Origin of the sequence: Ruania halotolerans, assembly GCF_021049285.1 — a bacterium.
GTDB classification, from domain to species: Bacteria; Actinomycetota; Actinomycetes; order Actinomycetales; family Beutenbergiaceae; genus Ruania; species Ruania halotolerans.
Genome location: NZ_CP088017.1, coordinates 810,124 through 831,156 on the forward strand (window position 1 = coordinate 810,124; position 21,033 = coordinate 831,156).

A 21,033-nucleotide genomic window follows, 5' to 3' on the forward strand; every position below is an offset into this window, starting at 1 on the left:
TGGCGATCACCTTGACGACATTCCTCATAACCCTTGGGGCGGTCGTGGCAACTCCTCAGCCAGCATCAGCCATCGAGATCAAAGATCATTATTGCTTGAACTACTTCTATTCGACGGCGACATATGAAGCGCGGGGTCACTCTCTGATGCAGGCACAGCCCGACTGGATCATGTTCTGGTGTCACCAGCGAGATGGCCAGACGAAATGGTCGATGCGAGTTTCCGTCGATAACGGCTTCGGGTGTCGTTCAACGGATCTGGTCCTTCAGTCGGATCGCTCCGACCGTAGCGACCGAACCGAGGCAGTCACTCTATTGTGCGGATAGCAGACCTCAGCCACTGCAGTCCCGCAACGTCGGTACGCGTTCGGGGCGAGTTCCCTCCCCTCTCTCACCGTGATTCCATCACGATCTTGACCGAGCCCGAGTTCCAGAGTGTCGGGGTCCCGATCGCTGATCATGCCGTGTCGTCGTGGGCCGCGTCGCACGCCCGGCAGGTCGTGGTGGCCGGTCACGTCGAGTCGGGCACCATCGTCCCGCGGTCTATTACGCCCGCGGTCGGCCCCGCGAATCAGCTACAGGCAGACTTAGAGTCCCTCAGACGGAGAGTGGCCGAATCTCGGGGAAGTCGACCGTCGACATCTTCGGTGCACCTGGATGAGGCTTACGATGCGACCTCGGCACTTAGGGGCGAAGGTCTCGTGTTAGCGACTACCAAACTACGCTATAACGGCTACTCGAGTATTGCTGTGTCAACTCCTTACCCCTCAGTCGTCGGAGAGCGGCTGCAGGCGGAAATCGCAGATGGCCGGGTCGTAGTCCTCAGCAGTCGCTGGGACACAGCGGAACTCAACCGGGCGCGAGATGCTGCGAACCTAGTTCACGGCGGCGATTTGATCGCCATTGGAGAAGGTATCAATGATCGGGGAGAACTCTACGTCTCAGTAAAAACGGTCAGTAACTCTCCCAAGCTTCGGCGGGCAAGGGAATTGCTGACCGAAGGGGTACTGCAAGTAGACGAGTGGATCACGGCAACTTGACACGACGGGCAGACGCGAGATCGCCTAGCAGTCAAAACATCGATAGGGGACGATCCGCGTACCTACGTCACGCATGGTTGGCGTCCCACGGAGTGCGCGGCCGCCCCTCGGTTCGCAAACGTGACCCGCCGATCCGAGATGCCTAGGGATACGTCCCCCAAAGTGTCTCAACGTATCTCGTGGCCGTAGGCAGACGCCTGGACCGCCGTACGTCGGTCGGGGGCTGGTTGACTCAGGCCGGCCCTCGGTCAGAACAGTGTGGTGCCGCGCGATTCCAGGTCGAGCAGGTACCGCTTGGCGGGCATCCCGCCGCCGTAGCCGGTCAGCGACCCGTCTGCGCCGATCACCCGGTGGCACGGCACGATGATCGAGATGGGGTTCCGGTTGTTCGCCAGACCCACGGCCCGAGCAGCGCCGGGCTCCCCGACGATCGCGGCAATCTCACCATAGCTGCGCGTCGTGCCGTAAGGGATGGTCAGCAGCGCATCCCAGCAGCGTCGCTGGAACGCGGTGCCGCGGGGGTTGATGGGAATGTCGAATACCGTGCGCTCCCCGGCGAAGTACTCCTCGAGCTGGGCGACGGCCAGGCTGAACGACCCCGGATCCGGCCGGGCGTCCTGCGCGAGGGAGACGGTGGTGTGCCCGGGGTAGAGGAGACCGGTGAGGCTCTCACCGTCGCTGAGCAGCACCATGTCCCCGATCGGACTAGGCAGGTCGTGTCGGAAGATGGTGGTCATCGGGCCTCCAGCTGAGCGTGCCGCCACAGATGATGGGCAGCATAGGTGCGCCAGGGAGCGAACTCCGTACCGCGCGGGTCTGCCGGGGCGCCGCTGAGACCCTCGGCCGTTCGGCGCAGCACCAGGTCGGTGCCGCAGTACGCATCCGGATCGCCGAGCGCGCGCATCCGCACATACTGTGCCGTCCACGGCCCGATCCCGGGCACTGCGAGCAAGCCGGCCTCAACCTCGTCGGCACAGATCCCACCGCCCAGATCGAGCACGTCCAGATCCAGCCCGTCCAGGACGGCTTGGGCCAGGGCAAGCACCGCCCGACGACGTCCGGCCGGCATAGCGAGCACAGTCAGCACGTCGTCGTCCGTATCGATCGCCGCCACCTGGGCGGGCGTCGGGAACAGGTGCGTCAGACCGCCGTCGGCCTCTGGCAAGGGTGTGCCCACTGCCCGTACCAGGCGGGCCGTATGGGTGCGTGCCGCTGCCAGCGAGACCTGCTGGGCGAGGATCGCCCGCAGGGCGACCTCGAAGCCACCCGGATGTTGTGGCGCACGCAGGCCCGGCCGAGCCCGCACCAGCGGCCCCAACCACGGATGGCTGCCGAGCCCTTCGAGTACCTCGGCCGGGTCGCGGTCGAGATCTGCGGTGCGTCGCAGTATCGCCACAGCGTCCGCCTGGTCGGCGGGGTCGCTCAGGTGCACTGTGGCGTGCAGCCCGGGGGCATCCGGCTCGGGGCGGTGCAGCTCAAGGATTCCCGGGCCATGGGCAAGGTGGACCGCCCGGCGGTACCGGACGCCGTCGATATCCTCCACTCCGGCAACGGTGCGGGCTTCCAGATACGCCCACAGCGCCTCCCCGTCGAAGGGAGGCGTGAGGGGGAGTTCGGCGAGGGTGATGTACACGCTGTGCATCGTGCCAGGCCCCACTGACACGCAGGCGGCAGCAGTCGAATCACCGGACGCGGCCCAGCCGTCAACCGCCGTCTGGGCCGCGTCCGATGGCGCTCTCAAGCGCTCGCGCGGGTGATGAACTCGATCTGCTCCGGGCTCGGTCCACCGTGATCGCGACGGATCGTCTCGGCATTGTCCTGCTGCATCGTGTAGAGCGACTCACGCATCTGCGCATCACCTTGGTGGAACTCGTGCAACAGGCCGTGCCACTCACGGGCGAGGGCGCGTCCGTCCTCACTCGTGGGGTCCACACCGGCGTCGATCGCGTGCTGGACGCGGCCGATCAGGTCCGGCCATGCGGCTTCTACGGCGGTGATCCGTTCGCCGTCGGTCTCCTTCCGCTCGGCAAGTGCCGTGAGTTGCTCGGGGCTGAAGTGCTTCTGGACGGTCTCGTCCACGATGATCACCTTCCTGATCAGATCCAAGAAGTCGTCAGAGGAACGGCCGGACGCCGTCGCAAGAGTTGCCTCGAGTCCGTCCCGGAGCCGGCGTAACGCAACGATCTGCGCCTCGACGGCGGCCAGGTGCCTGGTCAGTACCTCACCGACCTCGGCTGAACCGTTGAGCAACGCCCCGGCCGTCGCCAGGTCGACCCCGAGACGGCGCAGCGCAAGTACCTGGTACACGCGCTCGACGTCGGACTCGGTGTAGAGCCGGTGCCCAGCCGATGTGCGTGCCGTTGGCACGATGAGGCCGACGTCGCCCCAGTGGTGCAGGGTGCGCACCGTCAGGCCAGTGACCCGCGACAGCTCCCCGACCTTCCAGGTTCGATCCTGCCCCATGAGATCCTCCTCCAGCTTCACCGGCGCTCTCCGCGCCGGCATCAGGGACGCTAGATCCTCACGTCGCGTGAGGTGCAAGCCGTGTGCGGAATCTTCTCAGGCCGGGTTCGCGAGATCGATGCTCCGCGCACGGTGCGATCGTGCCGGCGGCTCTCCGGCCGGTGCATGGCCGCTAAACTCCTTAGGTGACTGTCCGCCTGCATGATTCCGCCACTCGCGAGGTCCGCGACCTCGTGCCCCGTCAACCGGGCCGAGTAGGGATCTACCTGTGTGGCGCCACCGTCCAGGGCGCGCCGCACATCGGGCACCTGCGCTCGGCCATCGCTTTCGACATCCTCGTCCGCTGGCTCCGCCGGACCGGGCTCGAGGTGACGCTCGTCCGCAATGTCACCGACATCGACGACAAGATCCTCACCAAGTCGGCTGAAGCGGGTGTGCCGTGGTGGGCCTGGGCGCACCGGTTCGAGCGGGAGTTCGCCTCCGCCTATGCCGCCCTCGGCGTCCTCCCGCCTACGTACGAGCCGCGCGCCACCGGTCACGTCCCCGAGATGATCGAGCTGATCGACCGGCTCATCGAACGCGGGCATGCGTACACCGGCAGTGAGGGCAACGTGTACTTCGACGTCCGCTCCTGGGGCAAATACGGGGCGCTCACCCGCCAGCTCCTGGAGAACCTCAGTGCCGAGGAGGATGACGCCTCGGATAAGCGGGATCCGCGGGACTTCGCCCTCTGGAAGGCCAGTAAAACCACTGATCCTGAGGGCGCCTCGTGGACCACGCCGTGGGGTCGCGGCCGGCCCGGCTGGCACCTGGAATGCTCGGCGATGGCCCGCAAGTACCTCGGCGAGGGTTTCGATATCCATGGCGGCGGGATCGACCTGCGGTTCCCCCACCACGAGAACGAGCTCGCCCAGTCCCAGGCGGCCGGCTGGGACTTCACTCAGCTGTGGATGCATAACGCCTGGGTGACGGTGAGCGGGGAGAAGATGAGCAAGTCGCTCGGAAACTCCCTCACCGCCGATGCCGTGCTGGAACGCACCACACCAGTGGTGCTCCGGTACGCCCTCGGCGCCGTGCACTACCGTTCCACGCTGGAGTTCACCGATGCCACACTCACCGAGACGGCGGCCGCGTGGGAGCGCATCAGCCAGTTCATCGCGCGCGCGGGCGAACGCGTGGGTATCGCCGCGGCCGACGAGGTGGACGCTGCGGCGCTCCCGGAGGCCTTCGCCGCCGCCCTGGATGACGACCTGAACGTCTCCGCGGCGCTCGCGGTGGTGCACGAGCACGTCCGCCTCGGGAACACGGCACTGGCCGAGCCTGCGGGGAGCAGGGATACTGCCATCGCCGACGGCGTACTGACCGTGCGAGCGATGCTCGCCGTGCTCGGGCTGGACCCGCTCGCCGCGCCCTGGTCGAGCAGCGCAGCCTCCGACGGCGGTACGAAAGAAGCGCTGGCCGTGCTGGTGGACGCCGTGCTCACCGAGCGCGCGCAGGCGCGCGCCGCCAAGGACTTCGCCCGAGCGGACGCGCTGCGCGATCGTCTCGTGGAAGCAGGGATCATCGTCGAGGACTCCCCGGACGGCGTCCGGTGGAGCGTGAAGGAGGCCACTGGTGGCCGGTAATTCCAAACGTCAGGGAGCCGTGCGCAAGCCCGGCAGCAAGAAGGGTGCCCAGGTCGGCACCGGCGGCCATCGCCGCAAGGGCCTGGAGGGCAAGAAGCCGACCCCCAAGGCCGAAGACCGCCCCTACCACCCGGCAGGGAAACGCAAAGCCGCCGCCGAACGCGAGGCAGCCAAACGCGGGCCCGCCAGGGCCCGCGGGGGCTCAACCGGCCCGAAGACCCACGAGATCGTGGCGGGCCGCAATGCCGTGGTGGAGGCACTGCGTGCGCAGATTCCGGTCACCACGGTCTACCTCGCCACGGGCATCGACTCCGATGACCGCACCCGGGAGATCCTCTCTGCTGCGGCTGTCAGGACCCTGCCGGTCCAGGAGGTCCGCAAGCCCGAACTGGACCGGCTCACCGACGGCGCCTCGCACCAGGGCGTGGCCGTGGAGGTGCCGGCCTACTCCTACGCGGAGCCGGCCGACCTGCTCGATCTCCCCGTCAAGGCCGGGCGTGCGCCACTGATCGTGGCGCTCGATGGCATCACCGACCCGCGCAACCTCGGTGCCGCGTTGCGCTCGGCTGGGGCATTCGGGGTGGACGGTGTGGTGGTGCCACAACGCCGGTCGGCCAGCGTGACGGCTGCGGCGTGGAAGGTCTCCGCGGGCGCCGCCGCCCGGGTTCCGGTGGCTCGCGCCACGAATCTGGTGCGCGCTCTGGAGGATTACAAGAAGGCGGGCTGCTTCGTGGTCGGCCTCGACGGCGGCGGTACCACCGCCATCGCGGACCTCGAGCTCGCGACCGAACCACTGGTCCTGGTGCTCGGCTCCGAGGGTAAGGGGCTGGGCCGGCTCGTCCAGGAGACCTGCGACCTGATCGTCTCGATCCCCATCGCTGCCAGCACGGAATCCCTGAACGCAGGTACCGCCGTCGGGATTGCGCTGTATGAGATCGCCCAGGCGAGGCGGTCCGCCTCGGCCTGAGACGGGCTCAGTTCTCGCCGTCGAGGATGATCTCGATCACCGGGTGCAGCACGTCGGGACGGATCGTCGGCAGTTGCAGGGTGAGTGTGCCCGGCGGCTGACCACCGGGGGTGGTGTTCCATGCCTGCTGCCCCGGGTCGAACTCGGTACGGGCGACCTCGGAGCCATCGTGCAGGAACCGGGCGAATCGGACCTTGCCCGCGAGGCCCGGCAGGTGCACGTGTCCAAAGGCCCAGGTGAGCAGATGCAGGTAGAGCCTGTCGTCCCGACGAGTCAGCGCCGTCCCGGGCGGGGGTGGTACCTCGGACGGCCCGGCACCGATCACGGACTGCGCATGCAGATCCATCCATGTGCCGATCTCCGCGAGCGTGGCCGAGTCCTGCGGGGTGAGCGCGCCGCGACCGTCCGGTCCGACGTTGAGCAGGAGGTTGCCGCCCTTGGCCACCGAGTCCACCAGCATCCGCACCAGCAGATCGGCGGACTTGAACTCGAGATTGTCCCGGTCGTATCCCCACGATCCGTTCATGGTCTGACACGCCTCCCAGAGCACGGGAACCCCGCCTGAGGTCATCGGCCCATCCGGTTGATACTGCTCCGGCGTGACCAGGTCCCCGCCGATCCCGAGACGATCGTTGACGATGATCCCGGGCTGCAGCTCGCGTGTGAGGGCGAGGAGCGCCTCGGCGTCCCAGTCCTGCGCCCCCTTGCCAGGTAGACCGTTCATGCCGTCGGGGTAGGTGAAGTCGTAGAACAGGTAGTCGACCGGTCCGTACCCGGTGAGCAACTCGCGGACCTGGGCGTGGAGATACTCGCGATAGCGCGCCATGTCCCGGCCGGAGTTCAGCTCGGTGAGGTCGCCGTCCTCGCGGCGAGGGTGGTGGCAGTCGATCGTGAAGTCCGGGTGGTGCCAGTCGATCACGGAGTGATAGAAGCCCACCCGTAGCCCTTCGGCCCGGCATGCTTCGGCGAACTCGGCCACCAGGTCCCGTCCGCATGCCTGCATGCTGGTGTAGTCCGAGACCCCGGAGTTCCACAGCGCAAACCCGTCGTGATGCTTGGTGGTCAGCACGGCGTAACCCATCCCGGCCGACCGCGCTGCGCGCGCGATCGCTCGAGCGTCGAACCGGTCCGGGTCGAACACCTGCGCATACCGTTCGTACTCGTTCAGCGGGATCTGCTCCCGGGTCATCACCCACTCGTGCCGAGCGGCAACGGAGTAGAGACCGAAATGGACGAACAAGCCGAAGCGGGCGGCGGTGAACCAGTCGGTCTGTGCGAGGGTCATGACGGCGTTGTCCTCTCACCGAGGCACGATCGCCCCGATACATCGGATGCTTCATGGGGAAGAGTCGCCCGAGCATGGGCGTTGGTGCGTGTTCGAGCCGACAAACATCCTACCCATGGTGAGGCGCCTTCAAAAGGTCACTGTTCGCTCGCACGGCGTGCAAGAACCCTGCACGTCCGGTAGGTAGGCTCTCGGGACATGAGCACGTCGACGTCGTGGCAGCGGCACCAGGGGCAGATCACGGCACCCGATGCGCGGGTGCTGCGCACTGCGGGATTCCTTGACGGTGCCCTCGTGGTGGCCATCCTCGAGGCCGACCCGGAAGAGCAGGCCGCAGTCTGGGTGAGTGTGGCCACCGACCCGGAGCAACGGGTTGCCGTGCTCGGTCCGGATGCGGAGACGGTGATCCCGGGGCCGCCGCTGCAGGAACTTGCGGAGGCCCTCGCACAGGAGTGCCAGGGCACTGCCATCTTCGGCGATGTGATCGCTGTGAACCAGCCGGAGGGCGAGACGGAGGATCCGTTCGAACCCCACCTGGACGTCACCAGCGTGCCCGAGCGCACCGTGGTGTTGCTGCACGGTGGCCGAGAGAGCGCCGAGCGTCTGGCCACCTCCCTCGGGGCCACGGTGCATGCCGTGCTCGGCGAGGTACCGGAGCTGGGCGAGGATAGCGACCGCAGTGAAGGGGCGGGTAGCGCCGATACGCCAGAGACCCCTGAGACCGCCGACCGCGAGAGCATCGACCGCCATGCGATCGCCGTGCTCCTGGTCGATGCTCCCGGAGTGGAGGAGCTGGACTTCACCGGGCAGGCCTGGCCCGCCGTCGTGCTCGAGCGCCGCACGATGTACCCGGCGGTCACCGCGGTCAATGGCGCAGCCCACACTCATGTGTGGGGTCTGGAGCGAGCCATCATTCCGGGCGGGGGAGTGGCCCCTGCGTTCGCCGAGCAGGTGCTCGGTCATGAAGCACTCGCCGACGGCGTCCTGGCGGCTCTCCCGGATGCCGACCGTGATCGGGTGCTCCATGCCCTGCGTGGCCCGGAGCTGGCGCCATTGGTGGGCGCCCTCGGCCTGCCACAGGATCTGGTCGAGCCGCTGACGGCCTTCCTCGATGGCGAGACCGACGCGACAGATGTGCCTGGGGCGCAGGAACTGGAGCCCGTGGGCCTGTCCGAACTGGTCCGGCGCCGTGCCCGGTTGGCAGCCGACGACGCCAGGAACGCCGCACTGCAGGCACGCGAGGATGCCCGGGAACGGACCCAGCATGCGACGGAGGATGCGTGGCGCCGCGCCCAGCAAGCGGCCGAGGACGCCCGGACCGGCGTGGCGGCGTTCGCCGACGCGGCGGAGCAGCCGGCACGGACGTGGGGCCCCTATGCCCTCGCCGCCGTCGAGACGGTCGCTGGTGCGGTGCTGTGGCGGCGCTCGTCCCGCCCGGGCACGAAGCGTGGTTGGGCCGTGACCGGCAAAGTGGCCGCTGCGGTGCTCTTCAGCGGTGCGCTGGCGAACGTCGGCGCCGCGGTCTGGCCGCGACTGCGCGGCGAGGGGTGAACCGGGACCGCCGATGGCCGTGACCATGCGGCAGGTGGCTCAGCACGCCGGTGTATCCCTGAAAACGGTCTCCAACGTCGTCAACCAGTACGAGCACGTGAGTGCCTCGATGCGCAGCCGAGTGTTGGCTGCCATCGACGAGCTCGGGTATCAGATGAACGTGACCGCCCGGAACTTGAGCACGGGGCGCACCGGAATGCTCGCTCTGGCCGTGCCCGAGTTACAACTGCCGTACTTCGCTGAGCTCGCCGATGCCGTCATGGACGCCGCCGACGAACTCGGGTACACGGTGCTGATCGAGCCGACTGCGGGCATGCGCACCGGCGAACTCGATGTGCTCCGCAGTCCGCGGCGCAGTATGAGCGATGGGCTCATCTACTCCCCGACCGCCTTGCGCGACGCCGATGCGGCGGCCCTGGCGGTGGACTTCCCGATGGTCCTGCTCGGTGAGCGCGCACTGACCTCAGACGTCGATCACATCGTGATGGCGAACGAAGCAGGTGGGCGAATGCTCACCGAGCACCTGCTCGCCCAGGGGTGCCGGCGGATCGCGATCATCGGCGCACATGATGCAGAGGTCGGCGCCGGGTCGCTGCGTTTGCGCGGTGTGCGCGCCGCCCTCACGGCCGCGGGCCTCGATCCAGACGATGTCGTCTCCTCTGGTTCGCAACGCTGGTCGCGGGAAACGGGCCGGGGTGCCGTGGCAGAACTCCTGACGCGTGGAGCGCAGTTCGACGGACTGCTTGCGCTCAATGATGCGATGGCTCTCGGTGCCATGCGCGCGCTCTGGGAGGCGGGTGTGGAGGTGCCCGGCCAGGTGCGGGTGGCCGGCTTCGACGATATCGAGGAGTCCCGGTATGCGCGCCCATCCCTGACCACGGTGAACCCGGGGCGGGAAGAGATCGCCCGGACCGCCGTCCGGCTCCTGGTCGACAGGATCGAGGGGCGCGCCACGGGAGTGTCCGAACATCAGGTACCGGCCACGCTGGTGGTCCGCGAATCCAGCCGCTGATTCGCCCGGGAAGACTCTTGACAGCTGGATCTCCTTCGGAGAGAATTTACACCGGTGTAAACCTATGATCGCGAATGCAGACGGCGCACTGGAGCGCCGGGACGGAGTCGACATGAAGAACGTCAAGCGAACGATCAGGCTCGGGGCGCTGGGAGTCGCCGGCATCCTCGCTCTCGGTGCCTGTTCGCAGGGCAGTGCTGACACTGACGCGGACGAGGGTGATGTGACGATCCGGTTCGCCTGGTGGGGTAACGACGAACGCGCTGAGATCACCAACGCCGCCGTGGATGCCTTCGAGGCGGCCAATCCGGACATCACGGTGGAGACGGAGTTCATCGATTTCAACTCCTACTTCGACCGCCTCGCCACGGCCACTGCCGGAGGCGATGCGCCGGATGTCATCACGATGGGCGGCGCCTACCCTCGCGAGTACGGCGATCGCGGTGCCCTACTCGATCTGGCAGAGGTCTCGCAATGGCTGGACCTGAGTGTGCTGGACGAGAGTGCGCTCGCGAATGGCTACTTCAGCGAGACCCAGTACGGAGTTCCGACCGGTGCGAACACCTTCGGGGCCATCATCAACCGGGACATCTTCGAGGAAGCCGGCATCGCGCTGCCGGACGAGGAGAGCTGGACGTGGGACGAGTTCGCTGATCTCGCGGTCCAGCTCAGCGACGCCACCGACTCCGACACCTACGGCGCCGAGGACCCCACGGCGGCTGACATGCTCGATGCCTATCTGTACCAGCGTACGGGGCAGGGCTTGTACACCGAGGACGGAACGCTCGCCGCGCCTGCCGAGGTGATCACCGACTGGTTCACGCTCACCACGCAGTTGCGGGACACCGGCGGAACGCCGTCAGCCAGTCTGACCTCTGAGCTGAGCACCCAGACGGCACCGGAGCAGAGTCTGCTCGGCCAGGGCCGGGCAGCGATCGGGTTCGGCTGGTCCAACAGCATCGGCGCTCTCCGGGACGCGTCGGGCGATGACATCGTGCTGGCACGATTGCCTGGTGACACGGGCGAGCACGGCTCGGGTATGTGGCTCCAGGCCTCGCAGCTCTACACGATCAGCTCAGGCACCGAGCACCCGGAGGCGGCGGCACGGTTGGTCGACTTCCTGGTGGGCAGCACCGAGGCGGCCGAGCACATCGGCACCGACCGGGGCATCCCCTCCAACCCCGAGATCCGTGAGTTCCTCGCCGCCGAAGGACTGGAGGAGAATACTCAGATCGAGTTCGACTTCATCGAGAGAGTGAGCGGATTCGTGGATGGCCACTTCGTGATCGGGCCTACCGGTTCAACCGAGACGGCGCTGATCGTGGACCGACTGAACGACCAGATCCTGTTCGAGCAGATCACCCCGGAGCAGGCAGGTCAGCAGTTCGTCGACGAGGTCACGGCGGCAATCTCCTGAGTGAGCGGAGGGCAGCGGCGGTGATCGATCGGCGGGCGCTCATCGACCGGCACCGGATCGAGGTGGACGGGAGCGACCAGCGTGCACCGTTGAGCGTGGGCAACGGTGAACACTGCATCACCCTCGACGTCACCGGAACCCAGACCGTACCCGAGCACTATCCGGTGGCCGATCCGGCAGGGGGACGGGCCGGCACCCTCCTCGGTACGTTCACTCAGTGGGCATGGCACGCGACGCCGCGGCCCGCAGGGGCTGATCTGGGCGCCTTCACCCGCGACTACCCCACCGACCGGGGATCGGTGCCCTATGTCGACGCCCCGCCGATGAGTCGCGATGACTCCGACCTGGACCCCGCCTTGCTGTGGCTCCGATCGAACCCGCACCGACTGCACCTGTACCGCATCGGATGGGTCCTCGCTGACGGTGCCGGCCCCCCGCAGTCCGGGCGACTGCGGCGGCCCCAGGTCGACGAGATCGTCGGCACGCAGGAGCTTGACCTGTGGACGGGTGCGGTAACGTCCCGCGCTCGCCTGGCCGGTCATCAGGTCCGGGTGAGTACCGCATGTCATCCGGATCGGGACGCCGTCGCCTGGGTGGCGGAGCTGCCAGCGCAGACCCTGGCGATCGAGATCGAACTCCCCTACGGGTCCGAGGGCTGGAGCGGGGGAGCGGACTGGGATCGTCCAGGTGCGCATCAGACCCGGGTGCGCCCCGCTGGCGGGGGTACCGAGGTGGTGCGCTGGTTCGACGGCGTCCCGCACCATCGGCTCATGCTCTGGCACGGGCGAGAGCTGGAGGTCCGTCAGGTGGAGGAGCACCGGATCGTGCTCGTCCAGACCGGCACCAGGATCGAGTTGGTCATCGAGCCCGTGGCGCTCGGCCGCTCCACCGGCGACCCACTGACGGCGGCCGCCGTCGTGACCGCCGCGGCCGAGCACTGGCCGAGGTTCTGGTACACGGGAGCCGCACTGGACCTGCACGAGTCCACCGATCCCCGCGCGGGAGAGCTGGAGCGCCGCGCAGTGCTCTCGCAGTACCTGACGGCCATCCACGGTGCCGGTTCCACCCCACCGGCCGAGACCGGACTGATGGTGAATAGCTGGCGCGGGCGATTTCACCTGGAGATGCACTACTGGCACGCCGCCCACTTCCCCCTCTGGGGGCGCCCTGAGTTGCTCGAACGATCCATGCCCTGGTACCACCGCATCCTCGACGTGGCCCGTGCCACTGCCTGGCAGCAGGGATACACCGGCGCGCGGTGGCCCAAGCAGGTGGCACCGGATGGCGTGGAGAGCCCGAGCAATATCGGTCCGTTCCTGCTCTGGCAGCAACCCCATCTGATCCACCTCGCTGAGCTCTTGCGCCGTGCCGGTTCCTCGGAAGCCGTTCACCTGCATGCGGAACTGGTGCTGGAGAGCGCCGCCTTCATGGCGGATGTGGTGGTTCCGGGCAGCGCGGGATACGGCCTCGGGCCTCCGCTGGTCCCCGCCCAGGAGAGTGATGCCGACCGTCGTGAGCAGTTGTGCGATCCGCCGTTCGAGCTCGCCTACTGGCGCTGGGGCCTGCACGTGGCGAACCAGTGGCGCGAACGGCTCGGGCTTCCGGCCGACCCACGCTGGGCCGAGGTGGCCGCCCGGATGCGGCCGCCGCACGAACATGACGGTTGCTACACCGCGCTGGGGGTGCCACCGTGGACCACCCGGTCGGATCATCCTGCGCACGTCTACGCGCTCGGCGTGGTCCCTGATACGGGTTACGTCGATCACGCCACCATGCGGCGCACGCTGCATGACGTGCTCAATGACTGGAACTGGGAGAGCACGTGGGGGTGGGACCACCCGGCACTCGCCATGACGGCAGCCCGGCTCGGCGAACCCAGCCTCGCCGTCGACCTCCTGCTGGCCGACCATGCGAAGAACACCTACCTGGTGAACGGGCACAACTGGCAGACGGAGACGTTGCCTGCCTACCTGCCCGGCAATGGTGGACTGCTCATTGCGCTCGCCATGATGGTGAAAGGCTGGGACGGCACAGACGTCCAGACCCCGGGCTTCCCCGCAGACGGTTCCTGGGTCATCCGCCACGAGGGCTTGATTCGGTCGGTCTGACCCTCGCTACGCACGCCTGGCCGTGTGCACCTGGACCGGCAGTTGGTTGCTCGGTGCAACATAACTACACTCGAGCCTGACGTAAACCCTTCGAGGACGAGGATGGCTGTGACGACGCACAACACGCCCGCGCGGCGAGCTCTGGTGGTTCGAGGAGGCTGGGAGGGGCACTCTCCGGTCGAGGCCACCGACCTGTTTCTGCCGTTCCTGCGCGAGAGCGGGTTCGCGGTGGAGGTCCACGACAGTCTGGACGTGTACGCCGATGCCGAGGCGATGGCCGCCACGGATCTGGTGCTGCAGTGCTGGACGATGGGTGAGATCGAGAAGGCGCAGGTGGATGGCCTGATCGCCGCCGTCGCTGCCGGCACCGGCTTGGCGGGGTGGCACGGTGGGATCGCGGACTCGTTCCGCAAGTCCTCCGACTACCTGCACCTCGTGGGCGGCCAGTTCGCGACTCACCCGTCCAAACCCGCCGATCAGCGCAGTGGCGACCAGAGCGACAACTACCTCCCGCACCGGGTGAGCATCACCTCCGAGCACGAGATCGTGGCCGGCATCGAGGATTTCGACCTCGACACCGAGCAGTACTGGGTACTCACCGACGATCTCATCGACGTCCATGCCACCACCACCCACCCGGCCAGAGCTGATCAGCCGTGGCATCGGGAGGTGAGCTGCCCTGCCGTGTGGACCCGGGACTGGGGTGAAGGCCGCATCTTCGTGGCCACTCCCGGTCATTCGGTGGACGTACTGGCGGATCCGCACGTGCGCACGATCGTTGAGCGCGGCATCCTCTGGGCCGCTCGAACCGGGCAGCAGCGATGACCGCCGAAGGCCCACGGTCGGGAGCGTCCAGGAACGTGGTGGGTATCGGGATCGTGGGTCTGGGGAAGATCCTCAGCCAGTATCTCGAGACCTTTGAGCGACTGCCGCATGCCCGGGTGGTGGCGGTCGCGGATCTGAACGCAGCACGCGCCCAGGAGGTGGCCGCGGAGGTTGGTGCGCGTGCGCTCTCTGTTGCTGAACTCGTGGCCGATCCCGAGGTGGACGTGGTGCTCAACCTGACCATCCCGGCTGCACACGCCACGGTCGCGCATGCGGCGATCGAGGCAGGAAAGCCTGTCTACTCCGAGAAGCCGATCGCGGCCAGTGCGGCCGAGGCGATCGGCGTTCTCGACGCCGCGCGAGCCGCCGGCGTCCGGGTGGGCGGGGCCCCCGACACGGTGCTGGGCGCCGGCATTCAAACGGCACGGGCCGCCGTCGACGCCGGTCGGATCGGGACCCCCACCTCGGCGACAGCCACGTTTGCCTGTGCCGGCCATGAGTCGTGGCACCCCAACCCGGACTTCTATTACCAGGCGGGCGGTGGCCCCTTGCTGGATATGGGGCCCTACTACCTCACCACGCTGGTGACGCTGCTGGGGGAGGTGACCTCCGTCGTCGGCGCGGCCCGTACCGCCCGGCCCACGCGCACGATCGGTTCCGGACCGCGGGCAGGTGAGATCATCGAGGTGGCCGTGGCCACCCACGTGACAGGTGTGCTCACGCACGCAAGCGGTGCGCTCTCCACCATCGTGATGAGCTTCGACACTGCGGGAACGGAGTCACCGAAGATCGAAGTGCACGGAACCGGTGGATCCTTGAGCGTGCCCGATCCGAACCGCTTCGACGGCGAGGTGCGGCTGCGCGAGCTGGGTTCGCCCGAATGGGAGGTGCTCGAGCCGGCGGCCGGGGACATCCGAGGTGGGCGCGGGATCGGAGTACTGGACCTCGTCGGTGCCGCGAGCGATGCACACGTGCGGGCCTCGGGCGCCCTCGCATTGCATGTACTCGAGGTGATGGAAGCAGTGCTCGGCTCCGCCGAGACGGGCCAGGCGCTGGCAATCGACTCGCGCGTGGAGCGGCCGGACCCCGTTCCGCTCATCCACTCCTGATGCGTGTGCTCGCCCGAGCGATGAGCCGGTGCGGCACCACCACTTCGGCCGAGGGTGCCTCGCGCTCCGCGCTCTCAATCCGGTCGATCACCAGGTCGACGGCGGTACGTGCCACGGCGCGCACGTCCAGTTGGACTGTGCTCAACGCGGGGTGGGTGTAACGCCCCTCGTCGATACCGTCCCACCCGATCACCTGGACCTGGTCCGGCACGGACTGGTCCAGCTGGCGCAGGGCGTGCAATGCGCCAACGGCGAGGAGGTCGCTGGCGCACACCAGCGCGTCGAATCGTCGGCCGGAGCCGTGCAACTCGCGCACTACCTGGGCGCCGTGTGCGCGACTGTATCGGGGGCTGCTCACGACGAGTTCCTCGCTCCCTCGGGCACCGAGTGCGTCGAGAAATCCCTCGGCGCGGAGCCAGCCGGTGCCGTACCGGTGCTCCGCGTTGGCCCCCACGAACAGCGGGTGCTGGGCGCCTTCCGTGAGGACGTGCTCGGTGGCCTCCCGGGCCGCACGCCGGTTGTCATAGATCACATGATCGAGCGGTGAGCCCGCCACACGCTCCCCGAGCAGAACCAACGGGACGTGACTTTGCGCGCCGGCGATACTGGGCCCGTCGAGGGAGACCGGACTCAGGATCACGCCATCCGCCACCTGGGTATCGAATCCGCGCAGGGCCGCGCGCTCACGGTCGGCATCCCCGCCGGTCTCGGTGATCAGCGCCGTGTACCCGCGCTCGATGGCGGCGGCGAGTACTTGGTGGGCGAGGTCACCGAAGTAAGGCGTGGTGAGTTCGGGGACGGCGAGCGCAATGATGAACGAGCGTCCGTAGCGGAGCTGGCGACCGGCCGTGCTGCGCCGGTAGCCGAGGTCCGCAATCGCCTGCTCCACCCGGAGCCGGGTCTGCGGGCGCACGTTGACCTGGCCGTTCATCACGTTCGAGACCGTCTTCCAGGAGACGCCGGCGCGTTCGGCCACATCCTTGATGCTGGGCGGGCGCTGCTGCTCGGCCACGGCGCCCCCTTCGGTGTGCTTGACGGGTCGTGCTTGACGGTCGATCGGCTCGCGGCCTACCGTAGCGGAACCGGCATTACAACGTGAGAATTCCTGTTCCCCATCGTAAAGGTCATATCGATGAGCGCTGACGCTCCCCGCCATGAACACCCCCGCCCGCAGTTCGTGCGAGACACCTGGATCACCCTCAACGGCGCCTGGGATTTCGAGTTCGACCCAGGCGACTCCGGGTGGGAGCGCGGCCTCCTCGACGCCGCCCTCGGCTCTTCGATCGTGGTTCCCTTCGCTCCTGAGTCCGAACTGTCGGGCATCGGAGATGTCGACTTCCACGAGGCGCTGTGGTACCGCCGCGAGGTGACCATCCCTGCCGACTGGACCGGGTTGCGACCCCAGTTGCATTTCGCGGCAGTCGACCATGACGCCACGGTCTGGGTGGACGGTGCGGAGGTGGTGCGCCACCGCGGCGGCTTCACCTCCTTCACTGCCGACCTCACCGGCCATGCCGAGGCGGGGCAGACCGTCACGGTCACCGTGCGGGCGCGCGATCCCCGCGGCGGGCCGCAGGCGCGCGGCAAACAGGCCACCCGGTACGCCAACACCGATTGCCACTACACCCGCACCACGGGCATCTGGCAGAGCGTCTGGCTCGAGGGGGTGCCCGAGGTGGCGATCCGCCGGCCGCGGATCACCCCGGACGTGGCCGGCGCACGGTTCCACGTGACTGTGCCGCTGACGGCGAACCGGCCCGGCCATCGAGTGCGGGTGCACGTACGTGACTCGGCCGGTGTGGTGGCCACCGACGAGGTGGCGGCCGATGTGGATATGGCGCCGACCGCCGTCGTGACGCTACCCGCTGACCGCGTGCGACTGTGGCAGCCGGGCGATCCACACCTGTACGACGTGGACATCACGCTCCTGGACGGCGAGACCGTGGTGGACCAGGTGGCCAGCTACGCGGGCCTGCGCTCGGTGAGCATCGATGGGCGCAAGTTCCTCCTCAACGGCAAGCCGGTGTTCCAGCGGCTCGTGCTCGATCAGGGGTACTGGCCGGAGAGTCTCATGACGGCGCCCAGTGACGCAGCCCTGGTGCGTGACATCGAACTCTCCCTCGCCGCCGGGTTCAATGGGGCGCGATTGCACCAGAAGGTCTTCGAAGAGCGGTTCCTGTACCACGCGGACCGGCTCGGATATCTGGTCTGGGGTGAGTTCGGCGACTGGGGCGCAGGTGGCCATGGCACTCCGGGGGACCACCAGCAGCCGACGGCGTCGTTCATCACGCAGTGGCTGGAAGCGGTCGAGCGGGATTACTCCCACCCCTCGATCGTGGGCTGGTGCCCGCTGAACGAGACATATCAGCGTCTGCACGACCGGATCACCCAGCTCGATGACGTGACCCGGGGGATGTTCCTGGCCACGAAGGCAATGGATACCACCCGGCCGGTCCTGGACGCGTCCGGGTACTCCCACCGGGTGCTGGAGACGGACATCTGGGATTCGCACAACTACGAGCAGGACCCGGCGCGGTTCGCGGAGCAGGTGGGTGGGCTGAGCCGCGAGGAAGCGCACACCAACCTCCATGACGGTCACACCATCTCCCAGCCGTACAACGGCCAGCCGTATTTCGTGAGTGAGTACGGCGGGATCTGGTGGAACCCGGTGCGGGCCGCCGAGGCCAGCGGAACCAAGCGCGACGATTCCTGGGGTTACGGCGAGCGCGTGCGTGATGAGGAGGAGTTCCACCAGCGATTCGCCGGGCTCACCGACGCTTTGCTGGACGATCCGGAGATGTTCGGTTACTGCTACACCCAGCTCACCGATGTGTTCCAGGAGGAGAACGGGATCTACGCGTTCGACCGTTCGGAGAAGCTGGATGTGGCCCGAGTGCGGGCTGTGCAGGAGCGTGCGGCCGCCGTCGAGAAGGACGGCTGAGCCACGGGGGTGGCCTGAGTGTCGTGAATCGTCGGATCGACGACACCCAGGCCACCCTCGCGCTCGAGTTCCGGTGTCAGACGTCCTCGCCGAGGGCCCGCAGCGTGGCGGTGTCCAGGCCGAGGATCGCCTCCTCGTCGGGCCGGTGCCGCAGGACGGTGTCGATGTAGTGCGGGACCACGTCCGCCATCGGGATGTCGTGCCCGGCTTCCTGGGCCATGAACCACCGGTGCTCGAGCACTTCATGGAAGATCTCGGCCGGTTCCAACTTTCCCCGCAGATCCCGCGGAATCTGCCGGATCGTCGGTTCGAACACGTCCGAGAGCCACTCATGGGCCACGAACTCCTCGTCCTCGCCCAGCTGATCGGTGGCCGCCCGATAGGTGTCCATGTCGTTGAGGAGGCGCCGTGACTGGTTCTCCTCCACGTCCAGCCCGGTCAGGCGCATGAGCCGGCGGTGGTGGTGGCCGGCGTCCACGACCTTCGGCTGGATCTGCACGGTGGTGCCGTCGATATCGGTGGTCATCTGCAGCTCGCCCACGTCGTAGCCGAGCTGGTTGAGCTGGCGGATCCGGGCGGCCACGCGCCACCGGTCGCTGGCTCCGAACTCCTCCACGCTGGTGAGCTGGTTCCACAGTTCGTGGTAGCGGGTCACGATCATCTCGCCCACGGCGATGGTGTCCACATCGTCCACGAGCAACTCCCCGGCCGCGAGGTCCATCAGCTCCCCGATGATGTTCACCCGGGCGATCTCGAGGTCGTACTCGCGCTGGCCGGTGGTCAGGGTGTCGTGCAGGTCGCCGGTCTCCGCGTCCACCAAGTAGGCGGCGAACTCGCCGGCATCCCGGCGGAACAGGGTGTTCGAGAGGGAGACATCACCCCAGTAGAAACCGGTCAGGTGCAACCGCACCAGCAGCACCGCAAGTGCGTCGATCAACCGGGTGGCAGTGTCCGGAGCCAGATACCGGCTGAACAGTGCGCGATAGGGCAGGGAGAACTTCAGGTGCTGGGTGATCAGCACCGAGTTCAGCGGTTCCCCGTCGGGGGTGCTGCGGCCGGTGATCACACCCACCGGAACCACTGAGGGGACGTCCAGCTTCATCAGATCGCGGAGCAATTGGTACTCGCGGTAGGCCACGGACTCGCCGATCTCCTTGACCGCAATCACCCGACCGGAGAGCTTGACGAACCGCACCACGTGGCGAGAGATCCCGCGAGGAAGGGCCGCGAGGTTCTCCTCGGGCCACTCTTCGAGCGCAATGTGCCACGGCAGGTCCAGCATCGCTGGATCCGGCGCGGCGGCGGTGATCTGCAAGGACTGCGGCATGGTCCTAGTGTGTCAGGTTCCGGGTTCGTGCCCGTGGCGTGCATGGAGTGCGAGACGCCGCGACATGCGAACGGGGGCGGACCCGTAGGCCCGCCCCCGTCACGTCATGCTCACTAGCTACTCAGGTCACTCCGGCAGGCGCTGGCCCGTGGCGGAGGAGAAGAGGTGCTTCTGACCATCCTGGATCTGCACGTGCACCGTGTCACCCTTCATCGGGGGGTTCCGCGGCTCGACGCGCACGATCACCTGGGCGTCACCGGCACCGGAGGAGATGTGCTCGGAAGCCTCCTTGTCGAGGAGCTCTCCGTAGACGAAGGCGTCCGAGCCCAGCTCCTCCACCAGGTTCACCTTGATGCCGAACGAAGCCTCGGTGCCCTCGGAGACCAGGTTCATCGCCTCGGGCCGGAAGCCGAGGGTGATCTCACCCTTGTCCTCCTCGGTGATGGCGTCGAGCGTGGTACGGGTGAGCGGGATGTGCGCGCCACCCAGGTTCGCCTTACCGTCGGCCACCTTGAAGGAACCGAGGTTCATCGCCGGGGAGCCGATGAAGCCCGCGACGAACACGTTCTGCGGGGTGTCGTACATGTCGCGGGGGGTGCCGACCTGCTGGAGCACACCGTCCTTGAGCACGCAGATCCGGTCACCCATGGTGAGGGCCTCGGTCTGGTCGTGCGTCACGTACACAGTGGTGACGCCGAGACGGCGCTGCAGCGAGGCGATCTGGGTACGCGTCTGCACACGCAGCTTGGCGTCCAGGTTCGAGAGCGGCTCGTCCATGAGGAACACCTGCGGGTTACGCACGATCGCGCGACCCATCGCCACACGCTGACGCTGACCACCGGAGAGCGCCTTCGGCTTGCGGTCCAGGTACTCGGAGAGGTCGAGGATCTTCGCGGCTTCCTCGACCCGCTTGCGGATGTCCGCCTTCGGGTTGCCGGCGATCTTCAGGGCGAAGCCCATGTTGTCGGCCACCGACATGTGCGGGTACAGCGCGTAGTTCTGGAACACCATCGCGATGTCGCGGTCCTTCGGCTGCACGTCGGTGACGTCGCGGTCACCGATCAGGATGCGGCCGGAGTTGACGTCCTCCAGACCTGCGAGCATCCGCAGGGAGGTCGACTTTCCGCAGCCAGAGGGGCCAACGAGAACGAGGAACTCGCCGTCGGCGACCTCGAGGTTGAGTGCGTCCACCGCGGGGGTCTCTGTCCCCGGGTAGATCCGACTCGCGTGGTCATAGGTCACAGTTGCCATGACTGCTATTTCCCTTCACCGGCAGGTACGTGCCGGACGATCCGTTGTGAAGAGTGTCAGAGTGTCTCCGCTGACACAGCACCAGGGGTCGGCGCCGGACCTATTCTGACACA

The 21,033-nt window shown here is 67.5% G+C and carries 16 protein-coding genes; 9 read left to right on the forward strand and 7 right to left on the reverse strand.

Annotated features, from left to right (window positions below; genetic code table 11):
• Positions 1-1,287: 1,287 nt before the first annotated feature.
• The 3 genes from LQF10_RS03510 to LQF10_RS03520 form a co-directional block, all read right to left on the reverse strand.
• Entirely contained in the window at positions 1,288-1,776 is a 489-nt protein-coding gene (locus tag LQF10_RS03510; RefSeq protein WP_231066115.1) for a methylated-DNA--[protein]-cysteine S-methyltransferase, read from the reverse strand.
• Positions 1,773-2,672, reverse strand: a complete 900-nt coding sequence (locus tag LQF10_RS03515) for a DNA-3-methyladenine glycosylase family protein (RefSeq protein WP_231066116.1) — start codon at positions 2,670-2,672, stop codon at positions 1,773-1,775. Before LQF10_RS03515 ends, LQF10_RS03510 begins: the two co-directional genes overlap by 4 nt.
• A gap of 104 nt (positions 2,673-2,776) precedes the next feature.
• Positions 2,777-3,502 carry a MerR family transcriptional regulator gene (locus LQF10_RS03520; protein WP_231066117.1) on the reverse strand — a complete coding sequence of 242 codons (726 nt, stop codon included), beginning with the start codon at positions 3,500-3,502 and terminating at the stop codon, positions 2,777-2,779.
• Positions 3,503-3,687: 185 nt separating this feature from the next.
• On the opposite strand from LQF10_RS03520, the gene cysS reads away from it, so the two are divergent.
• A complete protein-coding gene (gene cysS, locus LQF10_RS03525; protein WP_231066118.1) occupies positions 3,688-5,127 on the forward strand; it encodes a cysteine--tRNA ligase in 1,440 nt (479 codons plus the stop codon).
• Positions 5,117-6,094 carry a 23S rRNA (guanosine(2251)-2'-O)-methyltransferase RlmB gene (gene rlmB, locus LQF10_RS03530; RefSeq protein WP_231066119.1) on the forward strand — a complete coding sequence of 326 codons (978 nt, stop codon included), beginning with the start codon at positions 5,117-5,119 and terminating at the stop codon, positions 6,092-6,094. The genes cysS and rlmB overlap by 11 nt, the downstream gene beginning before the upstream one ends.
• Positions 6,095-6,101: 7 nt before the next feature.
• On the opposite strand, the gene LQF10_RS03535 is transcribed toward rlmB, so the two are convergent.
• Entirely contained in the window at positions 6,102-7,379 is a 1,278-nt protein-coding gene (locus tag LQF10_RS03535; RefSeq protein ID WP_231066120.1) for an alpha-L-fucosidase, read from the reverse strand.
• 198 nt (positions 7,380-7,577) lie between these two features.
• Here LQF10_RS03535 and LQF10_RS03540 point away from each other — a divergent pair, with 198 nt between their 5' ends.
• The 6 genes from LQF10_RS03540 (at position 7,578) to LQF10_RS03565 (ending at position 15,401) form a co-directional block, all read left to right on the forward strand.
• Positions 7,578-8,930 carry a hypothetical protein gene (locus LQF10_RS03540; RefSeq protein WP_231066121.1) on the forward strand — a complete coding sequence of 451 codons (1,353 nt, stop codon included), beginning with the start codon at positions 7,578-7,580 and terminating at the stop codon, positions 8,928-8,930.
• A gap of 13 nt (positions 8,931-8,943) precedes the next feature.
• Positions 8,944-9,942: a LacI family DNA-binding transcriptional regulator gene (locus LQF10_RS03545; RefSeq protein WP_231066122.1), complete on the forward strand. Its 999-nt coding sequence runs from the start codon at positions 8,944-8,946 to the stop codon at positions 9,940-9,942.
• A gap of 64 nt (positions 9,943-10,006) precedes the next feature.
• The gene (locus tag LQF10_RS03550) at positions 10,007-11,359 is read left to right on the forward strand and encodes an ABC transporter substrate-binding protein (RefSeq protein WP_231066123.1); all 1,353 of its coding nucleotides are present in this window, start codon (positions 10,007-10,009) and stop codon (positions 11,357-11,359) included.
• A gap of 20 nt (positions 11,360-11,379) precedes the next feature.
• Positions 11,380-13,467, forward strand: a complete 2,088-nt coding sequence (locus LQF10_RS03555; protein WP_231066124.1) for a hypothetical protein — start codon at positions 11,380-11,382, stop codon at positions 13,465-13,467.
• Positions 13,468-13,569: 102 nt separating this feature from the next.
• Positions 13,570-14,292: a ThuA domain-containing protein gene (locus tag LQF10_RS03560; RefSeq protein WP_231066125.1), complete on the forward strand. Its 723-nt coding sequence runs from the start codon at positions 13,570-13,572 to the stop codon at positions 14,290-14,292.
• The gene (locus LQF10_RS03565) at positions 14,289-15,401 is read left to right on the forward strand and encodes a Gfo/Idh/MocA family protein (protein ID WP_231066126.1); all 1,113 of its coding nucleotides are present in this window, start codon (positions 14,289-14,291) and stop codon (positions 15,399-15,401) included. Before LQF10_RS03560 ends, LQF10_RS03565 begins: the two co-directional genes overlap by 4 nt.
• On the opposite strand, the gene LQF10_RS03570 is transcribed toward LQF10_RS03565, so the two are convergent.
• A complete protein-coding gene (locus LQF10_RS03570) occupies positions 15,388-16,413 on the reverse strand; it encodes a LacI family DNA-binding transcriptional regulator (protein WP_231066127.1) in 1,026 nt (341 codons plus the stop codon). The genes LQF10_RS03565 and LQF10_RS03570 overlap by 14 nt on opposite strands.
• A 120-nt stretch (positions 16,414-16,533) precedes the next feature.
• On the opposite strand from LQF10_RS03570, the gene LQF10_RS03575 reads away from it, so the two are divergent.
• On the forward strand, positions 16,534-18,342 hold the full coding sequence (locus tag LQF10_RS03575; protein WP_231066128.1) for a glycoside hydrolase family 2 protein: 1,809 nt from the start codon (positions 16,534-16,536) through the stop codon (positions 18,340-18,342).
• A 76-nt stretch (positions 18,343-18,418) separates the two neighbouring features.
• Here LQF10_RS03575 and LQF10_RS03580 read toward each other — a convergent pair whose 3' ends face one another.
• Complete coding sequence (locus tag LQF10_RS03580; RefSeq protein WP_231066129.1) at positions 18,419-19,669, reverse strand: DUF4032 domain-containing protein; 1,251 nt, start codon at positions 19,667-19,669, stop codon at positions 18,419-18,421.
• Between the two features lie 126 nt (positions 19,670-19,795).
• Entirely contained in the window at positions 19,796-20,920 is a 1,125-nt protein-coding gene (locus tag LQF10_RS03585) for an ABC transporter ATP-binding protein (protein WP_231066130.1), read from the reverse strand.
• Positions 20,921-21,033: the final 113 nt, after the last annotated feature.

What these genes read in the sequence shown, in the direction of transcription:
- LQF10_RS03510 (WP_231066115.1), bottom strand. Translation starts at nt 1,776, where the DNA reads ATGACCACCATCTTCCGACACGACCTGCCTAGTCCGATCGGGGACATG.
- LQF10_RS03520 (WP_231066117.1), bottom strand. Translation starts at nt 3,502, where the DNA reads ATGGGGCAGGATCGAACCTGGAAGGTCGGGGAGCTGTCGCGGGTCACT.
- LQF10_RS03535 (WP_231066120.1), bottom strand. Translation starts at nt 7,379, where the DNA reads ATGACCCTCGCACAGACCGACTGGTTCACCGCCGCCCGCTTCGGCTTG.
- LQF10_RS03540 (WP_231066121.1), top strand. Translation starts at nt 7,578, where the DNA reads ATGAGCACGTCGACGTCGTGGCAGCGGCACCAGGGGCAGATCACGGCA.
- LQF10_RS03545 (WP_231066122.1), top strand. Translation starts at nt 8,944, where the DNA reads ATGGCCGTGACCATGCGGCAGGTGGCTCAGCACGCCGGTGTATCCCTG.
- LQF10_RS03550 (WP_231066123.1), top strand. Translation starts at nt 10,007, where the DNA reads ATGATCGCGAATGCAGACGGCGCACTGGAGCGCCGGGACGGAGTCGAC.
- LQF10_RS03560 (WP_231066125.1), top strand. Translation starts at nt 13,570, where the DNA reads ATGGCTGTGACGACGCACAACACGCCCGCGCGGCGAGCTCTGGTGGTT.
- LQF10_RS03565 (WP_231066126.1), top strand. Translation starts at nt 14,289, where the DNA reads ATGACCGCCGAAGGCCCACGGTCGGGAGCGTCCAGGAACGTGGTGGGT.
- LQF10_RS03575 (WP_231066128.1), top strand. Translation starts at nt 16,534, where the DNA reads ATGAGCGCTGACGCTCCCCGCCATGAACACCCCCGCCCGCAGTTCGTG.
- LQF10_RS03580 (WP_231066129.1), bottom strand. Translation starts at nt 19,669, where the DNA reads ATGCCGCAGTCCTTGCAGATCACCGCCGCCGCGCCGGATCCAGCGATG.
- LQF10_RS03585 (WP_231066130.1), bottom strand. Translation starts at nt 20,920, where the DNA reads ATGGCAACTGTGACCTATGACCACGCGAGTCGGATCTACCCGGGGACA.